The 14,706-nt window shown below is 70.3% G+C and carries 15 protein-coding genes; 8 read left to right on the top strand and 7 right to left on the bottom strand.

Features of this window, described 5'->3' with window-relative positions; all coding sequences use genetic code 11:
* Positions 1-189: 189 nt before the first annotated feature.
* Positions 190-1,029, bottom strand: coding sequence for a lysozyme (locus tag AC3ETA_RS04460; protein ID WP_432191486.1), 840 nt, complete (start codon positions 1,027-1,029; stop codon positions 190-192).
* 250 nt (positions 1,030-1,279) lie between these two features.
* On the opposite strand from AC3ETA_RS04460, the gene AC3ETA_RS04455 reads away from it, so the two are divergent.
* Positions 1,280-1,774 carry a MarR family winged helix-turn-helix transcriptional regulator gene (locus tag AC3ETA_RS04455; protein WP_432191485.1) on the top strand — a complete coding sequence of 165 codons (495 nt, stop codon included), beginning with the start codon at positions 1,280-1,282 and terminating at the stop codon, positions 1,772-1,774.
* 62 nt (positions 1,775-1,836) lie between these two features.
* Here AC3ETA_RS04455 and AC3ETA_RS04450 read toward each other — a convergent pair whose 3' ends face one another.
* The gene (locus AC3ETA_RS04450; protein WP_432191484.1) at positions 1,837-2,625 is read right to left on the bottom strand and encodes a protein phosphatase 2C domain-containing protein; all 789 of its coding nucleotides are present in this window, start codon (positions 2,623-2,625) and stop codon (positions 1,837-1,839) included.
* Between the two features lie 406 nt (positions 2,626-3,031).
* Here AC3ETA_RS04450 and AC3ETA_RS04445 point away from each other — a divergent pair, with 406 nt between their 5' ends.
* The 5 genes from AC3ETA_RS04445 to AC3ETA_RS04425 are packed head-to-tail and all read left to right on the top strand — an operon-like array spanning position 3,032 to position 8,788.
* Positions 3,032-5,944 carry a sensor histidine kinase gene (locus tag AC3ETA_RS04445; RefSeq protein WP_488187628.1) on the top strand — a complete coding sequence of 971 codons (2,913 nt, stop codon included), beginning with the start codon at positions 3,032-3,034 and terminating at the stop codon, positions 5,942-5,944.
* Positions 5,941-6,477 (top strand): roadblock/LC7 domain-containing protein, encoded by a 537-nt coding sequence (locus AC3ETA_RS04440; RefSeq protein ID WP_432191482.1) that lies wholly within the window; start codon positions 5,941-5,943, stop codon positions 6,475-6,477. Before AC3ETA_RS04445 ends, AC3ETA_RS04440 begins: the two co-directional genes overlap by 4 nt.
* Positions 6,474-6,893 (top strand): DUF742 domain-containing protein, encoded by a 420-nt coding sequence (locus AC3ETA_RS04435; RefSeq protein WP_432191481.1) that lies wholly within the window; start codon positions 6,474-6,476, stop codon positions 6,891-6,893. Before AC3ETA_RS04440 ends, AC3ETA_RS04435 begins: the two co-directional genes overlap by 4 nt.
* Complete coding sequence (locus AC3ETA_RS04430) at positions 6,874-7,485, top strand: GTP-binding protein (protein WP_432191480.1); 612 nt, start codon at positions 6,874-6,876, stop codon at positions 7,483-7,485. The genes AC3ETA_RS04435 and AC3ETA_RS04430 overlap by 20 nt, the downstream gene beginning before the upstream one ends.
* Before the next feature lie 49 nt (positions 7,486-7,534).
* The gene (locus tag AC3ETA_RS04425; RefSeq protein WP_432191479.1) at positions 7,535-8,788 is read left to right on the top strand and encodes a styrene monooxygenase/indole monooxygenase family protein; all 1,254 of its coding nucleotides are present in this window, start codon (positions 7,535-7,537) and stop codon (positions 8,786-8,788) included.
* Here the strand turns inward: AC3ETA_RS04425 and AC3ETA_RS04420 are convergent.
* The 4 genes from AC3ETA_RS04420 to AC3ETA_RS04405 form a co-directional block, all read right to left on the bottom strand.
* On the bottom strand, positions 8,706-9,815 hold the full coding sequence (locus AC3ETA_RS04420) for a C40 family peptidase (protein WP_432191478.1): 1,110 nt from the start codon (positions 9,813-9,815) through the stop codon (positions 8,706-8,708). The two genes, AC3ETA_RS04425 and AC3ETA_RS04420, sit on opposite strands and share 83 nt — an antisense overlap.
* Positions 9,816-9,917: 102 nt before the next feature.
* Entirely contained in the window at positions 9,918-10,220 is a 303-nt protein-coding gene (locus AC3ETA_RS04415; protein WP_432191477.1) for a hypothetical protein, read from the bottom strand.
* 14 nt (positions 10,221-10,234) lie between these two features.
* Positions 10,235-10,888 (bottom strand): TetR/AcrR family transcriptional regulator, encoded by a 654-nt coding sequence (locus AC3ETA_RS04410; RefSeq protein ID WP_432191476.1) that lies wholly within the window; start codon positions 10,886-10,888, stop codon positions 10,235-10,237.
* Positions 10,889-11,129: 241 nt separating this feature from the next.
* Positions 11,130-12,068, bottom strand: coding sequence for an AurF N-oxygenase family protein (locus AC3ETA_RS04405; protein ID WP_432191475.1), 939 nt, complete (start codon positions 12,066-12,068; stop codon positions 11,130-11,132).
* 126 nt (positions 12,069-12,194) lie between these two features.
* Here AC3ETA_RS04405 and AC3ETA_RS04400 point away from each other — a divergent pair, with 126 nt between their 5' ends.
* Together AC3ETA_RS04400 and AC3ETA_RS04395 are read left to right on the top strand one after the other, a co-directional pair.
* Entirely contained in the window at positions 12,195-13,307 is a 1,113-nt protein-coding gene (locus AC3ETA_RS04400; protein ID WP_432191474.1) for a ferritin-like domain-containing protein, read from the top strand.
* Positions 13,308-13,388: 81 nt separating this feature from the next.
* The gene (locus AC3ETA_RS04395) at positions 13,389-14,027 is read left to right on the top strand and encodes a Uma2 family endonuclease (protein ID WP_432191473.1); all 639 of its coding nucleotides are present in this window, start codon (positions 13,389-13,391) and stop codon (positions 14,025-14,027) included.
* A gap of 4 nt (positions 14,028-14,031) precedes the next feature.
* Here the strand turns inward: AC3ETA_RS04395 and AC3ETA_RS04390 are convergent, their stop codons facing one another.
* Positions 14,032-14,550, bottom strand: a complete 519-nt coding sequence (locus AC3ETA_RS04390; RefSeq protein ID WP_432191472.1) for a DUF3291 domain-containing protein — start codon at positions 14,548-14,550, stop codon at positions 14,032-14,034.
* Between the last annotated feature and the right edge of the window lie 156 nt (positions 14,551-14,706).

Below are 14,706 nucleotides of genomic sequence, written 5' to 3'. Positions count from 1 at the left end.
CCGCGACAGGGGGGGTAGGGCCTGTTGCGGAAGTGGCGCCTGCCGCGCGACGCCCGGCACGTCCTCCGGCCGCACCGCCCGAAAGCCCGATTACGCCCGGTACGAGGGCTTCCGGGCGGCACATCGAGAGGACGCAGCGAACGCCGTGCGACCGCCCTCCGGGCGACGACGCCACTTCCGCACCAGGCCCTATCCGTTGGCGAGCGCCACGACCCTGTCGAGGGCTCCGTTGAATCTGTTGTGGTCGCCGACGGTCGGGCCGGAGGACGTGTACTGCCACATCGTGTAGTAGCTCCAGCCGGCCGGGAGTTCCCCGACCGCGGCGGCGTACCGGGCGACCCACAGCGGGTTGGCGGTGGCGAAGCCGCTGTGGTTGCCGGTGCACTGCTTCCACCAGCTCGTCGCCGTGTAGATGACGGCGTCGCGGCCGGTGCGGGCCTTGTACCGGTTCAGGAAGTCGCGGATCCACGTGACCATCGCGGACGTGGTCTTGCCGTAGCAGGCGTCGCCGTACGGGTTCCACTCGATGTCGAGGACGCCCGGCAGGGTCTTGCCGTCGCGGGACCAGCCACCGCCGTGGTCGACGAAATAGTTGGCCTGGGTTGCGCCATTGGTGGTGTCCGGGGTCGCGAAGTGGTAAGCGCCGCGGATCATTCCGACGTTGTAGGAGCCGTTGTACTGCTGGGCGAAATAGGGGTTGGTGTAGTAGGTCCCCTCGGTGGCCTTCACGTAGGCCCACTTCACCCCGCTGTTCCACAGGGTCGACCAGGCGACGTTGCCCTGATGGCTGGAGACGTCGACGCCTTCGGTCTGAGCGGCCAGCTCAGAGACGAGGGCACCGTCCACGCCGTCGTGGGCGGCGACGCCCATGCCCATGTGCGCGGAGCCGCGGGGCGGGGTGTCGTCGGCCGACGCGGAGGCGGGCCGGGTGGTCAGCACGAGGAGGGTCAGGGTCAGGACGGCTGCGAGCAGAGCCCCGGCGACATGGGTGTGCCGGGGGCGGAGCGGTTCGGGTCTGTGCACGTGCATAGCGTGCCTCCGAAGGCTCGGTGACGCTCGGTGGGGAAATCGCGCGAGTCCGTGACCGACCGTCGCCGGACGGGTGTGGCGTGGGCATGCCAGTCACGTTTCTGACAGAGAAGCTAGGGAGCGAGAAGAGCAGGTGGAAGGGGGTCCGGAGGCTGCCGTTGGTCTACGCCTGCGAAATACTGACGGAGCTGCGGCAATGACGGCGGTTGGCGGAAACTTTCAGGACCGGGAAATCGAGGCAGGGGCTGACGTGCACGAAGACGGAAACGGTGACGGACCGCGAGTTGGTTCCGGCATGTCCGGTGGTGGTCTGGACCAGCCTGAATTCCTTGACCTGGAACGCGAGTTGACGGTCCTGTTCCGGCGCGCCCGGGCCAAGCAGGGCGAGATGGCCCGCGAGGTGCACCCCGATCTGGAGTCCGCCGCGTACGGCCTGTTGGTCCGTCTGGACGACGCCGGCCGCCAGCGGGCCACCGAACTCGCCGCCTACATCGGCGTCGGCAAGGCCACCATGTCCCGGCAGCTGCGCGCCCTGGAGGACCTGGGCCTGGTCGCCCGCGAGCCGGACCCGGCCGACGGGCGGGCCTGGCTGGTGCACCTCACGGAGGTGGGACGCGGCCGGGTCGCCAAGGTCCGCGACGCCCGGCGCGCCCGCTACGTCGAGCAGCTCTCGCACTGGGACCGCCGCGAAGTGGCGGAGCTGGCCCGACTGCTGAACCAGCTCAACCTGGGGATGGAGAAGTAGGAGACGGAGAAGTAGGAGACGGAGAGAGGCAGGGGAGAAGCAAGGGAGAAGCAAGGGGCGGCTCAGAACTCGACGTACACGACCGTCGCGTCGTCGTGCGTCTTGCTCCGGCGCAGATACGTCCGCTCCTCCGCGTCGGCCGCCTCCAGCGCCCGCACCCGGTCCACCAGGGCCCGCGCCCCCTCCTTCCGGATGAACCGGAACAGGTCCTCCCAGTCCCCCTCCCGGAACTTCTCCACCCACCTCGCCGCACCGTCCGTGAGTGCGGCCAGCGCGCGGACGTCGGTCCGCGGCAGCACCCCGGTCACCGCACGCGCCGCGACCGACGGATCCGCCGCGGCCGTGAAGAAGCCGCCCTCCTTGTTGCGGACATGAGCGTCGATCAGGGCGTCGGTGGCGAGGGAGGCACGCGGGAGGCGGGACAGGCGGTCGTCCAGGTACGGCGTGATCGCGCCGCCCGGGGACTCCGTCAGCAGGACCGAGTCCGACAGGACCAGGTACTCCACCGTCTCCGCCGACCAGCGCGCCAGAACCACGGTTGCCTGCGGTGTTCGTGGGTGAGAAAGGTCACAGGTTTGCGAGTGTGCCTCGGCGGTACGCGTGATGGCGCGGGCCAGGGCGTCCGCGAGAGGAACATCGGGGAGTGAAACGGTCAGTTCGGTCAGGGCTCCGCCGAGCCGCGCGGTGAACCAGGGGACGGAATGCAGACAGCCCGTCTCACCCCGCGGCGGGGTCACTCCGTCCAGGACGACCAGTGCGCCGCCCTGTCCCGAGGCGGGAAGGCCGACACTTGCGAAGTCCTCGTTGAGGCGGGCCGGAACGCCGGGCTCCGAAACAAGCTCAGTTCGCATCCGGTCAGTCTGCACGAGCCCTTCACAAGGTGTGCGAAGGGGGCTCAGCAGTCGCAGGACGGGTGCACAGACGCAGGTCAGACGCCTGATTTGCGGTGGAATGCAGTGCTGCGGGGAGGCGTGGCGGCGAATCCTGCCATCGCCCGCCGCAGACGTCCAACCGGCCTGCCGCACAGGGCATGTGAGTGCGCCGGAGGAACTTGCCCGCCAACTCACCTCCGGGGTTCACTCCTTCGAGTGGCGGGGCAGGTGATGCGCGGCCGTCGCCCACCGGCACTGGGAGGGTCGGGGTCCGGTGAGGACATCCCCTGCTCGAGCCAAGTCGAGAGCTTGGGGGAGGGGTGTACGTACCGTCGACGTAAATTGACGGAGCGTCATCCGGACCCATGGGTATCACGAGTCAGGAATGCGAGCACCGGTGCAGAAGATGCGGCCACGTCGCTCAGGCAAGCAGACGGCCTCCGCGGGGGGCGCGCAGCCCGCTCCCGGCACCGACGCCGGCATCGCGCCCGCGGGCAAGGGGCGCCCGACCCACGTACGGAACCGGCTGATCGTCGCCGTGGCGGTCGTCGCCGCCGCCATCGCCGGCGCCGGCGTCCCCTCGATCGTCGCCGCCTCGGGGCAACTGCACGACTCCCAGGCACTGGTGACCCTCGCCGAACAGACCGAGGACGCGCTCACGCTCGCGCACTCCCTCGCCGACGAGCGTGACGAGGTCACCGCCTACATCGCCGCCGGCCGCCCCAAGTCCAAGGCGCCCAGCGAGCAGCGCAGCGCCCGTGTCGACCGGCAGGTCGAGGAACTGCGCGCCGACACCGACACCCCCGCCTCGCTGCGCGAGGACCTCGACGGCATCGCGGCCCTGCGCCGGTCCTCGCTCACCGGCAAGAGCACCGCACTGGAGTCGCACCAGGCCTACTCGGCCGCCATCACCGAACTTCACCGGCTCGCCGAGCGGCTGGCCGAGCAGATGCCGCCGCGCGCGGGCTCCGGCGCCCATGCGCTGGCCGAGCTGGACTCCGCCGTACAGCAGGCCGCGGCCGCCCGCGGGCTGCTGCTGGCCGCGCTCAGCGTGCCGACCACCACCGAGACCGTCATCGACCCGCTCACCGGCATCGCCACCACCCGGGAGACCTCCTCGGGTGCCGACGCCAAGCAGCGCGACGCGCTCAGCGCCGCCGCCCAGCAGGCCCGGCTGCGCTCCGACGCCGCCCTCGACGACTTCCGCGACACCGCTCCCAAGAGCGCGCGCACCTCGTACGACTCCACGGTCACCGGCCCCGAGGTCGACACCGCCGAGCGGTATCTCTCCGCCCTCACCGACCAGTCCACGCTCTCCGGCCGGGACCTCGCCACCGACACCCAGCGGGCCGAGGCCGCCCTCTCCGCCCGCGTCGACTCGATGCGCGGCGCCGAGTCCGCCCTCTACGACCGCCGCACCAAGGCCCTGGAGGAGCTCCGCGACGACGACGTCACCGCGCTGGAGATCCGGATCGCGATCCTCGGCGCGCTGATGCTGCTCGCCGTCGGCGTCGCCACCGGCATGGCCCGCAGCCTCACCCGGCCGCTCGCCGTGCTGCGCCTCGGCTCGGCCCGGCTCGCGGGGGCCGAGGACCCGGCGGCGGAGGAGCCCGTCAAGTTCACCGGCCGCAAGGACGAGTTCGCGCAGGTCGTCAACTCCGTCAACGCCCTGCACGCGCACGCCGTCGCCCTGCACGAGCGCATCGGCACCCTGGAGTCGGACCGCAAGCACCTGGTCGGGCAGCGGCAGAAGATGGCCGACGCCCGCGAGGGGCTGCGCGCCGAGCTCGGCGAGTCCGCCGCCCAGCTGGAGCGGCTGCGGGACAGCATCGGCGGCTCGTTCGTCAATCTGGCCCTGCGCACCCTCGGCCTGGTCGAGCGCCAGCTCGCCGTCATCGAGGGGCTGGAGGAGCGCGAGCAGGACCCCGAGCGGCTCGCCACCCTCTTCAAGCTGGACCACTTCGCCACGGTCATGCGCCGGCACAGTGAGAACCTCCTCGTGCTGGCCGGCACCGAGCACGTCCAGCAGCACGCGGGTCCGGTCCCGCTGGTCGACGTGGTCCGCGCGGCGGTCAGCGAGATCGAGCGGTACGAGCGCGTCCGTATCGCCGCGCTCCCGCCGCACGCGCACGTCGCCGGGTTCGCCGCCGACGACCTCTCGCACCTGCTGGCCGAACTGATGGAGAACGCCACGTCGTTCTCCCCGCCCGACCTTCCCGTCGAGGTCTCCGGCTGGCTGCTGGAGAACGGCGAGGTCATGCTCTCCGTCCAGGACGAGGGCATCGGCATGACCGCCGAGCGTCTCGGCCGCCTCAACTCCCGCCTCGCCGAGTTCGACCCCGAGGCCTCCTACGACCAGGAGGGCGAGGAGGGCCTGGGCCTCGGCCTCTACGTCGTCGCGCGCCTCGCCCACCGGCACGGCGTCCGCGTCCAGCTCCGTGAGCAGAAGCAGGGCGGAATCGCGGCGGTCGCGGTCCTGCCCAAGGGTCTGCTGGCCCCCGCCCCCACGGCCGCGGTCCCCTCGGACACCCCGCACCACACCACCGGCCACGGCTTCTCCCTCCCGGGCGCCGACGCGGAGGCCAACTCCAACGTCCTGCGCGGCCGCCAGCAGAGCGCCGACCCGCTGGTGGCCATGGCGGAACGCGCGGTGCGGGAGACGGAGGAGGCCGAGGAGCCGGTACGCGAATCGGGGCCGAGCGCGCAGGAAGCGGTACGGGCGTCGGGCCCGGGCGCCGAAGAGGCCGCACCCCAGGCCGGGCACACCGACGCGGCCATCGAGGTCGAGCAGGAGCGCGAGCACCCTGCCGAGACCACGATGGAACTGCTGATCCCGGTGCAGCCGACGGCCGAGGTCCCGGTGCGGCCCGCGGCCGGCCTCCCGGTGCGGCCGGCCGGGGGACCCGCGGCCGCCGATGGCGAGGACGCCCCCCAGGGGCCACCCGCACCCGGCCACGAGAGCCGCACGGGCACTGCGAGCGGCAACCAGTACGCCGAAGGCGTGGCCGAGGCGGAACACACCCGCACGGCCGACGAGGAGCAGCTCACCGACAAGGGCCTCCCCAAGCGCACCCCGAAGATCACCACCCCCACCCAGGCTCCGCGCCGGCCCACCGGCGGTGTCGACGCCGAAGCCCTCCGCAAGAGGCTCGGCGGCTTCCGCCAGGGCGCCCAGGCCGGTTACCGCGACGTAGCGGCGGAGATCGCCGAACAGACGGCCCAGAACAAGGCGCCGGACGCCGAATCGGCCGTATCCGAGGAAGCCACGGGGGGCACTGTCGAGGAGGCAAGCAGTTGACCGCGCCCAGTACCTTCGGACTGAGCAGTGAAGCCCGCAACCTGCACTGGCTGCTGACGAACCTGGTCGAGGAGGTGCCGGGCATCCAGTCAGTGGCGGTGGTCTCCTCCGACGGCCTGCTCCTGCTCTCCTCCGACCCGGACCTCCCCCACGCTCGAACGACCTCGCGCGGGGGGACCCCCACCGACGCGGCCCGGAGCAAGACCCCCCAGCCCAAGGGCCCCCGGGGATCGTCGGCCGACCTGGCCACCGTCGTCTCCGGCATCGGCAGCCTCACCATCGGCGCGGCCAAGCTGATCCAGTTCGGCGGCGTGAAGCACACGATGGTCGCGATGGACGAGGGCAGCCTGTTCGTGATGTCCATCAGCGACGGCTCGCTCCTCGGAGTGCACGGCTCCGCGGACTGCGACATGAGCGTGGTGGCGTACCACATGGCGCTCTTCGTCGGCCGGGCCGGCCATGTCCTCACCCCCGAACTGCGCAGCGAGCTAAGGAAGTCGCTGGAGGACGCCTCGGCAGGGAGCACCCGATGAGCAACGCCCCGAAGAACAGGCCCCAGCTCCCCGTCCGCGGCGGTGACCGAAAACCCGCGCGCGTACGGCCCTACTCGCTCACCGGCGGCCGTACCCGGTTCGGCCACGTCCTCCTCGTGGAGACGTTCGTGGCCGCCCTCGAAGCTCCCGAGGAGCGCAAGGAACTGACGATTGGTTCCCTCAGCACCAAGGTGATGCCGGAGCTGCGGGCCATTGTTGAACTGTGCCGCCGTATGCGCACGGTGGCCGAGATCGCCGCGCTGCTGAAGATGCCGCTCGGCGTGGTCCGCGTGCTGCTCAGCGACCTCGCGGACCAGGGAAAGATCCGGGTGTACGGCACGGGAACCGGCCACGGCACGGGCCGGCCGGACCGCGCTCTGCTGGAAAGGGTGCTGAGTGGACTCCGTCGTCTTTGAAGACACCGATGAGGACCTGAAGTCCTGGCAGACGGACCGCAACCGGGCCCCCATCGCCACGAAGATAGTCGTGGCCGGTGGCTTCGGTGTCGGCAAGACCACACTGGTCACCGCGGTCTCGGAGATCACGCCCCTGCAGACCGAGGCGCTGATGACCGAGGCGAGCGAGGAGACCGACGACCTCACCGCCACGCCCGGCAAGCTCACCACCACCGTGGCCATGGACTTCGGCCGCCTCACGCTCGACGACGACCTGGTGCTCTACCTGTTCGGCACGCCGGGCCAGCAGCGGTTCTGGTTCATGTGGGACGACCTGGTGCGTGGCGCGATCGGGGCGGTCGTGCTGGCCGACACCCGGCGGCTGAAGGACTGCTTCCCGGCGCTGGACTACTTCGAGAGCTGCGGGCTGCCGTACGTCGTCGCGGTCAACCACTTCGACTGCAGCGAGCTGTTCGAACCGGCGGACGTGCGAGAGGCATTGACGATCCCCGCGCACATACCTGTAATGATCATGGATGCGCGGCGCCGGATCTCGGTGATCGAGACCCTGCTGGCCCTCGTCGGCCATGCCCTGGACGAGACCCCCGAATAGCCCCGTCCTGCCCGAGCCGTCCCCGATCCCCGTAGGAGACACCACCCGCATGCGGAAGATACTCGTCGTCGGAGCCGGCCAGGCCGGACTCCAGATCGCCCTCGGACTCCAGTCGAACGGGTACGAGGTCACCCTGATGTCCAACCGGACGGCGGACGAGATCCGCTCCGGCCGGGTCATGTCCACGCAGTGCATGTTCCACACCGCGCTGCAGCACGAGCGCGACCTCCAGCTGAACTTCTGGGAGTCCCAGGCCCCGAAGATCGAAGGGCTCGGCGTCTCGGTCGCGGCCCCCGGCTCCTGGAGCGAGGGTCCCGCGGCCCGCGCGATCGACTGGCTCGGGCGCTTCGACGCGTTCGCGCAGTCCGTCGACCAGCGCGTGAAGATGGCCGGCTGGATGGAGACGTTCGCCCAGCGCGGGGGCCAGCTGGTCATCCACGGTGCGGCGGTCGGCGACCTCGACTACTTCTCCCGTACGTACGACCTGGTGCTGGTGTCGGCGGGCAAGGGCGAGCTCGTCCAGATGTTCGGGCGGGACGCGGAGCGCTCCCCTTACAGCGAGCCGCAGCGCGCGCTGGCCGTGTCGTACGTCCATGGCCTCGGTCCGCGTCCGGAGCACCCGGACACCGAGGGCGTGCGCTGCAACCTCGTCCCCGGTGTCGGCGAGCTGTTCGTCATGCCGTGTCTGACGACCTCCGGACGCGCGGACATCCTGTTCTGGGAGGGCATACCCGGCGGCCCGCTCGACGTCTTCGACGGCGTGAAGGACCCGGCCGAGCACCTCTCCCTGACCCTGGGACTCATGGAGCGGTACGTGCCCTGGGAGTACGCCCGGGCCACCAAGGTCGAGCTCACGGACGCCGGCGGCACGCTGAGCGGGCGGTACGCGCCGACCGTGCGCAACCCGGTCGGGCGGCTCCCCGGCGGCGGGCTCGTGCTGGGCGTCGCGGACGTCGTCGTGGCCAACGACCCCATCACCGGCCAGGGGTCCAACTCCGCGTCCAAGTGCGCCGCCGCCTACCTCGCCTCGATCCTGGAGCACGGGGACGAGGAGTTCGACGAGACCTGGATGCGCGCCACGTTCGACCGCTACTGGGACACCGCGCAGCACGTCACCAAGTGGACCAACGCCATGCTGGCACCGCCGCCGGAGCACATCCTCAACCTCATCGGCGCCGCCGGTCAGCTCCAGCCGGTCGCCGACCGGTTCGCCAACGGGTTCAACGACCCGGCTGACTTCGAGCACTACTTTTATGAGCCGGAGAAGACCGCGGCCTATCTCGGTGAGGTCGCTGGGGCTTGACCTGTGGGCGTACGGCGCCCAGGACCGGGTTCGACGCGATCGGGGAGATCTTGACCTTCTCCCCGGTGCGCGGCGCCTGGACCACCTTGCCCTTGCCCACGTACAGGGCGACGTGCGTGGCGTCCGGGAAGTAGACGACCAGGTCGCCGGGGCGCAGCTCGGTCAGCGGGACGCGGTCCAGCCGCGCCCACTGCTCCTGGCTGGTGCGCGGGATGCGCGTTCCGGCGTGGGCCCACGCCTTGGACGTCAGGCCCGAGCAGTCGTACGACTTCGGGCCCTCCGCGCCCCACTTGTACGGCTTGCCGAGCTGCCGCTTCGCGTAGCGGATCGCCCGGGCGCCCTCGGAGGACGGCTTGTGGTCGTCCTGTGCGAGGGCGCCCGAGGCGAGGAAGGCCTGCTGCGCCTCGGCCGTGTCCTCGTTCTCCAGCTGTGCCAGCGCGGCGAGCTGCGCGGGAGTGAGGGACGACAGGAGTTCCTCCACCTTGCGCAGCTGTTTCAGGACGCCGTCGCGGTCCTTCTTCTGCCGTTCGGCGAGGACGAGTTGACCGTCGAGTGCCTCGCGGGCCTTGCGGGCCAGGTCGGCGGCCTCGCGTTCGCCGCCGGTCAGACGGCCGACCGTCTCGGCGCGTTCTCGGGCCAGGCGGCCGATGACATGGCCCTGGTCGAGGGCGTGCTGCGGGTCGGCGGCCAGCAGCAGCCGGACGTACGGGGAGATGTCGGTGGTGTTCTGGTACTGCTGCCGGGCCAGCCGGCCGGCCGCGCCCCTGCTGTCGTGCAGGGACAGACGGGCTCGGGCCAGGGCGGTGTCCAGGCGGGCCACCTCGGCGCGCTGTTTCCGAAGCTTCTCCGCGGTGGCGTTGTAGGTCTCGGTGGCCTGTTCGGTCTCTCGGTACAGCTGCTGAAGGTCCGTCAGGAGCTCTGCGGTGGAGCGCTCCTGGGGAGTGGCCAGCGTGGGGGTGGGGGCGAGGAGTACGGCGGCTGCCGCGGCCGCCGCCGTACACGCCAGACGCAGAAGCCTTCCTGACACGACATCACCTCCGATGCGGGCGGGCTCTCCGCTCCACATCGTGAGCATCGGACGATCACACCGGGTTCGCGCGGCGGATGTGCGCGGTTCGGCGCAGCGAGGTCACTCGTCCGGGTCGTGTGGCTTGCCGGGCGGCGTGGTGTCTGGCTTGGACCACGGCCACTTCAGGCGGCTGCTCCGCCTGCCCTCGGGGTCGTACTCGTACTTCCAGCGGCGGCTGAGGCCCGGGCGGGCGCCCTGCGTGCGCGGGACGCGGCGGTAGACGAGGACCGTGGGCGGGCCGCCGTGCGGGTCGGGGACCGGGATGCGGTACGTCTTGGGCGGGTGGCTGGTGATGCCCAGCAGGACGGGGAGTACGCGGCCGTCCATCGGGCCGCCCTCGAAGGGGGTGTCTTCGGTCTTCACCGGAACAGTGTCGGCTATCGGTCGTCGGCGAGCTTCTGTGCCAGTGCGGCCGTCCGGGGGTCCCGGGCCGCCGTCACGGCGAGTGCCGCCGCGAACTGGTCGACCAGCCAGTCGCGCAGGTCCGGCATCGGGGGCTGCTTGCCCTCGTCGAGCCAGATCAGGGAGGCCGCCTCGACCGTGGTGATCCACACCCGCACGGTCATGCGCAGGTGGAGGCCGGGGTCGGCGACGTCCAGGTGGCTGAGGATGTGCTCGGCGGCGGCGCGGCGTACGCCGTCGACGATGGCCGTGGTGCGGGAGGTCTCCACGACGCTGCCGCCCTGGAGCAGGGCGCTGAATCCGGTGTCGTGCTGGTCGACGAAGGTGAGGTAGCGGTCCAGCGCACGGGCGAGACGGGCGAGGAGAGGGCCGTCGCGGGGCTCGTCGAAGCAGTTCTGGAGTTCTTCGGCGGCCGAGCGGAGGGCGGCCTCGTAGAGCTGCTGCTTGCCGCCGGGGAAGTAGCGGTAGACGAGGGGGCGTGAGACGCCGGCCGCTTCTGCCACGTCGTCCAGGGAGACGTCCTCGGGGGTGCGGTGGGCGAAGAGGCCGAGGGCGGCGTCGAGGAGTTGGCTGCGGCGTTCCTCGACGCTGAGGCGACGGTAGGCGGGGGTGGGGGCCGAGGGCGTCATGACCAGCAGCGTAGCTTCCGGCGGGTGGGCCGGGGGTGCCTGCGGCGGCCTGTGGCGGAGAGTGGGGGTGCGGGTGGCGCGTGGCGGTGGGTTGGGGGGCGGGGACGTGCCGGGGGTGTCCGTCCTCGTTCGGGCGGTTGCTCGCTATCAGAAGGGTGCTGTGCCTTGACGCCCGCCGCTGCGGGCGGACACCCCCCGGCACGTCCCGTTGCCGCCGTATGCGGCTGCCGGTCGCGTGCCTCTATGCCAGCAGGCCCGACGACTTCCACAGGCGGCGGCCCACTCCGCGCAGTACGCCTATGTCGTCCAGGAAGTCGGTGAGGCGCTTGGCGCCTGTCTGCATGACCTCTCGGCGGTGGCCGCTGGCCTTCACCTGGGCCAGGGCCTCCCGCTTGTCGAGGCCGAGGTTCGTGTAGACCTCGGGGTTGACGAAGGCGACCGAGAAGACGCGGGCGAACTCGCCCGAGGTGACGCGGGTGAACTCCTGGGACCACTTCGGGGCCGTCAGCATCTGGCGGCGCAGTTCCTCGCGGGCGTAGCGGACGTGGCGGGCCTCCTCGACCACGTGGATGCGGGTGACGCCGCGGATGAGGGTCTGGACGCGCTCGTCCGGGAAGGTCAGGCGCTGCATCCAGTCGAGGACCTCCTCGCCGAGGAGGGTCGCCGTGAAGGAACCCGGGGTGGTGGAGATCGTCTTGAACAGGCGGCCCAGGTGCTGGTGGGCCCGGCTCACGGGGTACCAGGGGGTGCCGCCGTGGGAGATCAGGCGGGCGAACATCTTGGAGTGGCGGCACTCGTCCTCGATCTCGGTGAGTGCGTAGCGGACGTGGGCGCTCGTCGCCGACTTGTCGTAGATGTGGCGGACCAGGAGCTGCATCAGGATGATCTCGAACCAGATGCCCAGCGAGGCCAGCGCGGCCGCCTCGTGCTGGGAGAGGAGGATGCGCTGCTCCTCGCTCATCCGCTTCCACATCGGGGTGTCGTAGAGCGAGACGAGCTCCGGGGGCCAGAACCACTTGCCCTCCTCGAAGGGCGCCTCCCAGTCCAGCTCCTTGTCGGGGTCGAAGGAGTGCTTGGCGGAGGAGGCAAGGAGGCGTTCCGCCACCTGTTCGCGGTCCTTGAGCAGCCCGAGCGCGTCGCGCAGGCCGTCCAGCGCGTCGGCTTCCGTCAGGGTCGTCATCGGTCCCTCACCTCTGTTACCGGGGGTACGTCGTCCGACTCTTATGAGACTGCTTGTCAGCAAGGGCGTCAATCCCTTGCGCAGGACTTGTTGACCCCGCGTCTACCACGTGTGAGCCTGCCGAACATGCCGACATACGACCTGTACGCGAACGATCCGGGAGAACCCCTCTGGCAGGTGCCGGCCGCCGGCTCGGCCCGTTTCGGCTGGGAGTACGACAACGGGCGCGAGCGGCTGCTGGCCCTGTACCAGAAGGGCAAGGACAAGCAGTGGGACGGGCAGCGCCGGATCGACTGGGAGCTGGAGGTCGATCCGTACGACGCGCTCGGTACGCCGGAAGAGGCCATGGCGCTCCACGGGACGCCGTACTGGACGAAGATGAACGAGCGCGAGCGCGGTGAGCTGCGGCAGCACTACGCCTCCTGGCAGTTCAGCCAGTTCCTGCACGGCGAGCAGGGCGCGATGATCTGTGCGGCGCGGATCGTGGAGTCGGTGCCCGACATGGACGCCAAGTTCTACTCGGCGACGCAGACGATGGACGAGGCGCGGCACGCCGAGATCTACGGGCGCTTCCTGCACGAGAAGATCGGGATGCTCTACCCGATCAACGACAACCTCCAGTCGCTGCTCGGCGACACGCTGCGCGACAGCCGGTGGGACATGCCGTACCTCGGGATGCAGGTGCTGATCGAGGGGCTCGCGCTGGCCGCGTTCGGGATGATCCGCGACACGACGACCAAGCCGCTGCCCAAGCAGATCCTGGCCTATGTGATGCAGGACGAGGCGCGGCACGTGGCCTTCGGGCGGATGGCGCTGCGGGACTACTACAAACAGCTGACCGATGCCGAACTGCGTGAGCGCGAGGAGTTCGTCATCGAGGGCTGCTATCTGATGCGCGACCGGCTGCGGGGCGTCGAGGTCCTGGAGAACTTCGGCATTCCGAAGGCCGAGGCGGAGCAGATCAGCGAGCGCTCGGAGTTTCTGCAGCTGTTCCGGCGGCTGCTGTTCTCGCGGATCGTGCCGTGCGTGAAGGACATCGGCCTGTGGGGGAAACGCCTTCAGCAGGCCTATGTCGACATGGGCGTGTTCGAGATGGGCGACTCCAATCTCGATCTGCTGATGGCTCAGGACGAGGAAATCGCCGAGAAGCTCGACGCCGAGCGGTTCGCGGTGGAGGAGCGGGAGCGGGTGGCGGAGGTGGAGGAGGCTGTCGAGGCAGGTCAACGCCTTGATGGGTGATCACTCGGGCGAGGGGCGAATCGGCATATTCGCCTGGGTAGGCTGACTGTGCCAGGCAGACTCCGCCGCATGGGAGCAATCATGAGCGCCGCACGCGAGTACGGGCTGGACGACGACTTCGAGTGGCCCCGTCCGCCGGAGGGCGGCTGGACGGCGGATGACCTGGACCGACTCCCGAATCTTCCTCCGCACACGGAGCTGATCGACGGGAGTCTCATTCTCGTGAGTCCGCAGACCCGCTTTCACCTGCGCACCATCCGTCTTCTCGAGTACGCCCTGCTCAGCCAGGCGCCGGATGCTTATGACGTCGACCGCGAGTTCAGTGTCATGCTGGACCGACGTAACCGGCCCGAGCCGGACGTCCTGGTGTACCGAGCGGACGCCGATACCGGTCCGCATCAGACCTGGCACCACTCCGATGTCGTCGTCCTCGCCGTCGAAGTCGTCTCGGAGGACTCCGTGGAGCGTGATCGGGAGATCAAGCCGCGTAAGTACGCGGCCGCGGGTATTCCGCACTACTGGCGAGTGGAGGAGAGCGAGGGCCTCCCGGTGGTCTACACCTATGAGCTCGATCGGTCCACGAACACGTACGTCATCACGGGCATCCATCACGACCGGCTGAAGCTGACTGTACCTTTCCCTCTCACTATCGAGCTCAACGCCCTCAATCGCCGACCTCCGGTTGCGCTTCCGCCTGAGCCCCCGGACCCGCAGGTCTGATCTCCTAGACCGAGCACCCCAGGTCGTCCGGGACTTCGCCCGGTACCGGCTGCGTTCCCTGCGGCGGGAACGACGTGCGCAGGGTGAAGGCGTGCGGGGTGGGGCCGTTCGTTCGCAGGTGGAGGAGGCGGGACTCGGCCTCCGCGACCGTCGGGCGGTGGCCCGCCGGGACCCACCACAGGGCCGTCATCGCCTCCTGGACACGCTCGAACCACTCGCGGCGGCGGGCCAGCATCTCGCGGTGCCGGCCCTGGTACATGTACGCCGTCAGGGCGTTCGTGTCGCGCCACATCGTCAGGTTGATGATCAGCCACTCGTCCCCGAAGACGGGCACGCCGGTCGCGTCGCCCGAGTCGTCCTTCAGCCGCCACACGAAGCCGTCCGCGGCCTCGGCGTCGGCGTTCACGGGGTCGAGGTTGTCGACGAAGTCCTTCAACTGCGGTGAGTCCAGCGGCGCCTTGAGACGGCCGATGTTGACCTGGGCGAGTTCGAAGGCGGGGTCCGGGTTGGTTGATGTCGGCATGGACCGAACGATAGGTCGGCCGTCGGCGGTGGCCCAGAGGGCGTCTCAGTACGTGGGCACATGTCCCTCTTTCACAGCCGCGACGGCGGGCGGGTGAGTACCTGTGTACCGCCGTCTTACGGGCGGGAAACCGTGCCCTGACCGGCCCGCCCGTAG

The sequence above is a fragment of the Streptomyces sp. bgisy027 genome (genome assembly GCF_057710365.1).
Note: the sequence above shows the minus strand (reverse complement) of the source record. Positions and strands in the feature narration are given on the sequence as shown.

What these genes read in the sequence shown, in the direction of transcription:
- AC3ETA_RS04460 (WP_432191486.1), bottom strand. Translation starts at nt 1,029, where the DNA reads ATGCACGTGCACAGACCCGAACCGCTCCGCCCCCGGCACACCCATGTC.
- AC3ETA_RS04445 (WP_488187628.1), top strand. Translation starts at nt 3,032, where the DNA reads ATGCGAGCACCGGTGCAGAAGATGCGGCCACGTCGCTCAGGCAAGCAG.
- AC3ETA_RS04450 (WP_432191484.1), bottom strand. Translation starts at nt 2,625, where the DNA reads ATGCGAACTGAGCTTGTTTCGGAGCCCGGCGTTCCGGCCCGCCTCAAC.
- AC3ETA_RS04435 (WP_432191481.1), top strand. Translation starts at nt 6,474, where the DNA reads ATGAGCAACGCCCCGAAGAACAGGCCCCAGCTCCCCGTCCGCGGCGGT.
- AC3ETA_RS04425 (WP_432191479.1), top strand. Translation starts at nt 7,535, where the DNA reads ATGCGGAAGATACTCGTCGTCGGAGCCGGCCAGGCCGGACTCCAGATC.
- AC3ETA_RS04400 (WP_432191474.1), top strand. Translation starts at nt 12,195, where the DNA reads ATGCCGACATACGACCTGTACGCGAACGATCCGGGAGAACCCCTCTGG.
- AC3ETA_RS04410 (WP_432191476.1), bottom strand. Translation starts at nt 10,888, where the DNA reads ATGACGCCCTCGGCCCCCACCCCCGCCTACCGTCGCCTCAGCGTCGAG.
- AC3ETA_RS04395 (WP_432191473.1), top strand. Translation starts at nt 13,389, where the DNA reads ATGAGCGCCGCACGCGAGTACGGGCTGGACGACGACTTCGAGTGGCCC.
- AC3ETA_RS04390 (WP_432191472.1), bottom strand. Translation starts at nt 14,550, where the DNA reads ATGCCGACATCAACCAACCCGGACCCCGCCTTCGAACTCGCCCAGGTC.
- AC3ETA_RS04405 (WP_432191475.1), bottom strand. Translation starts at nt 12,068, where the DNA reads ATGACGACCCTGACGGAAGCCGACGCGCTGGACGGCCTGCGCGACGCG.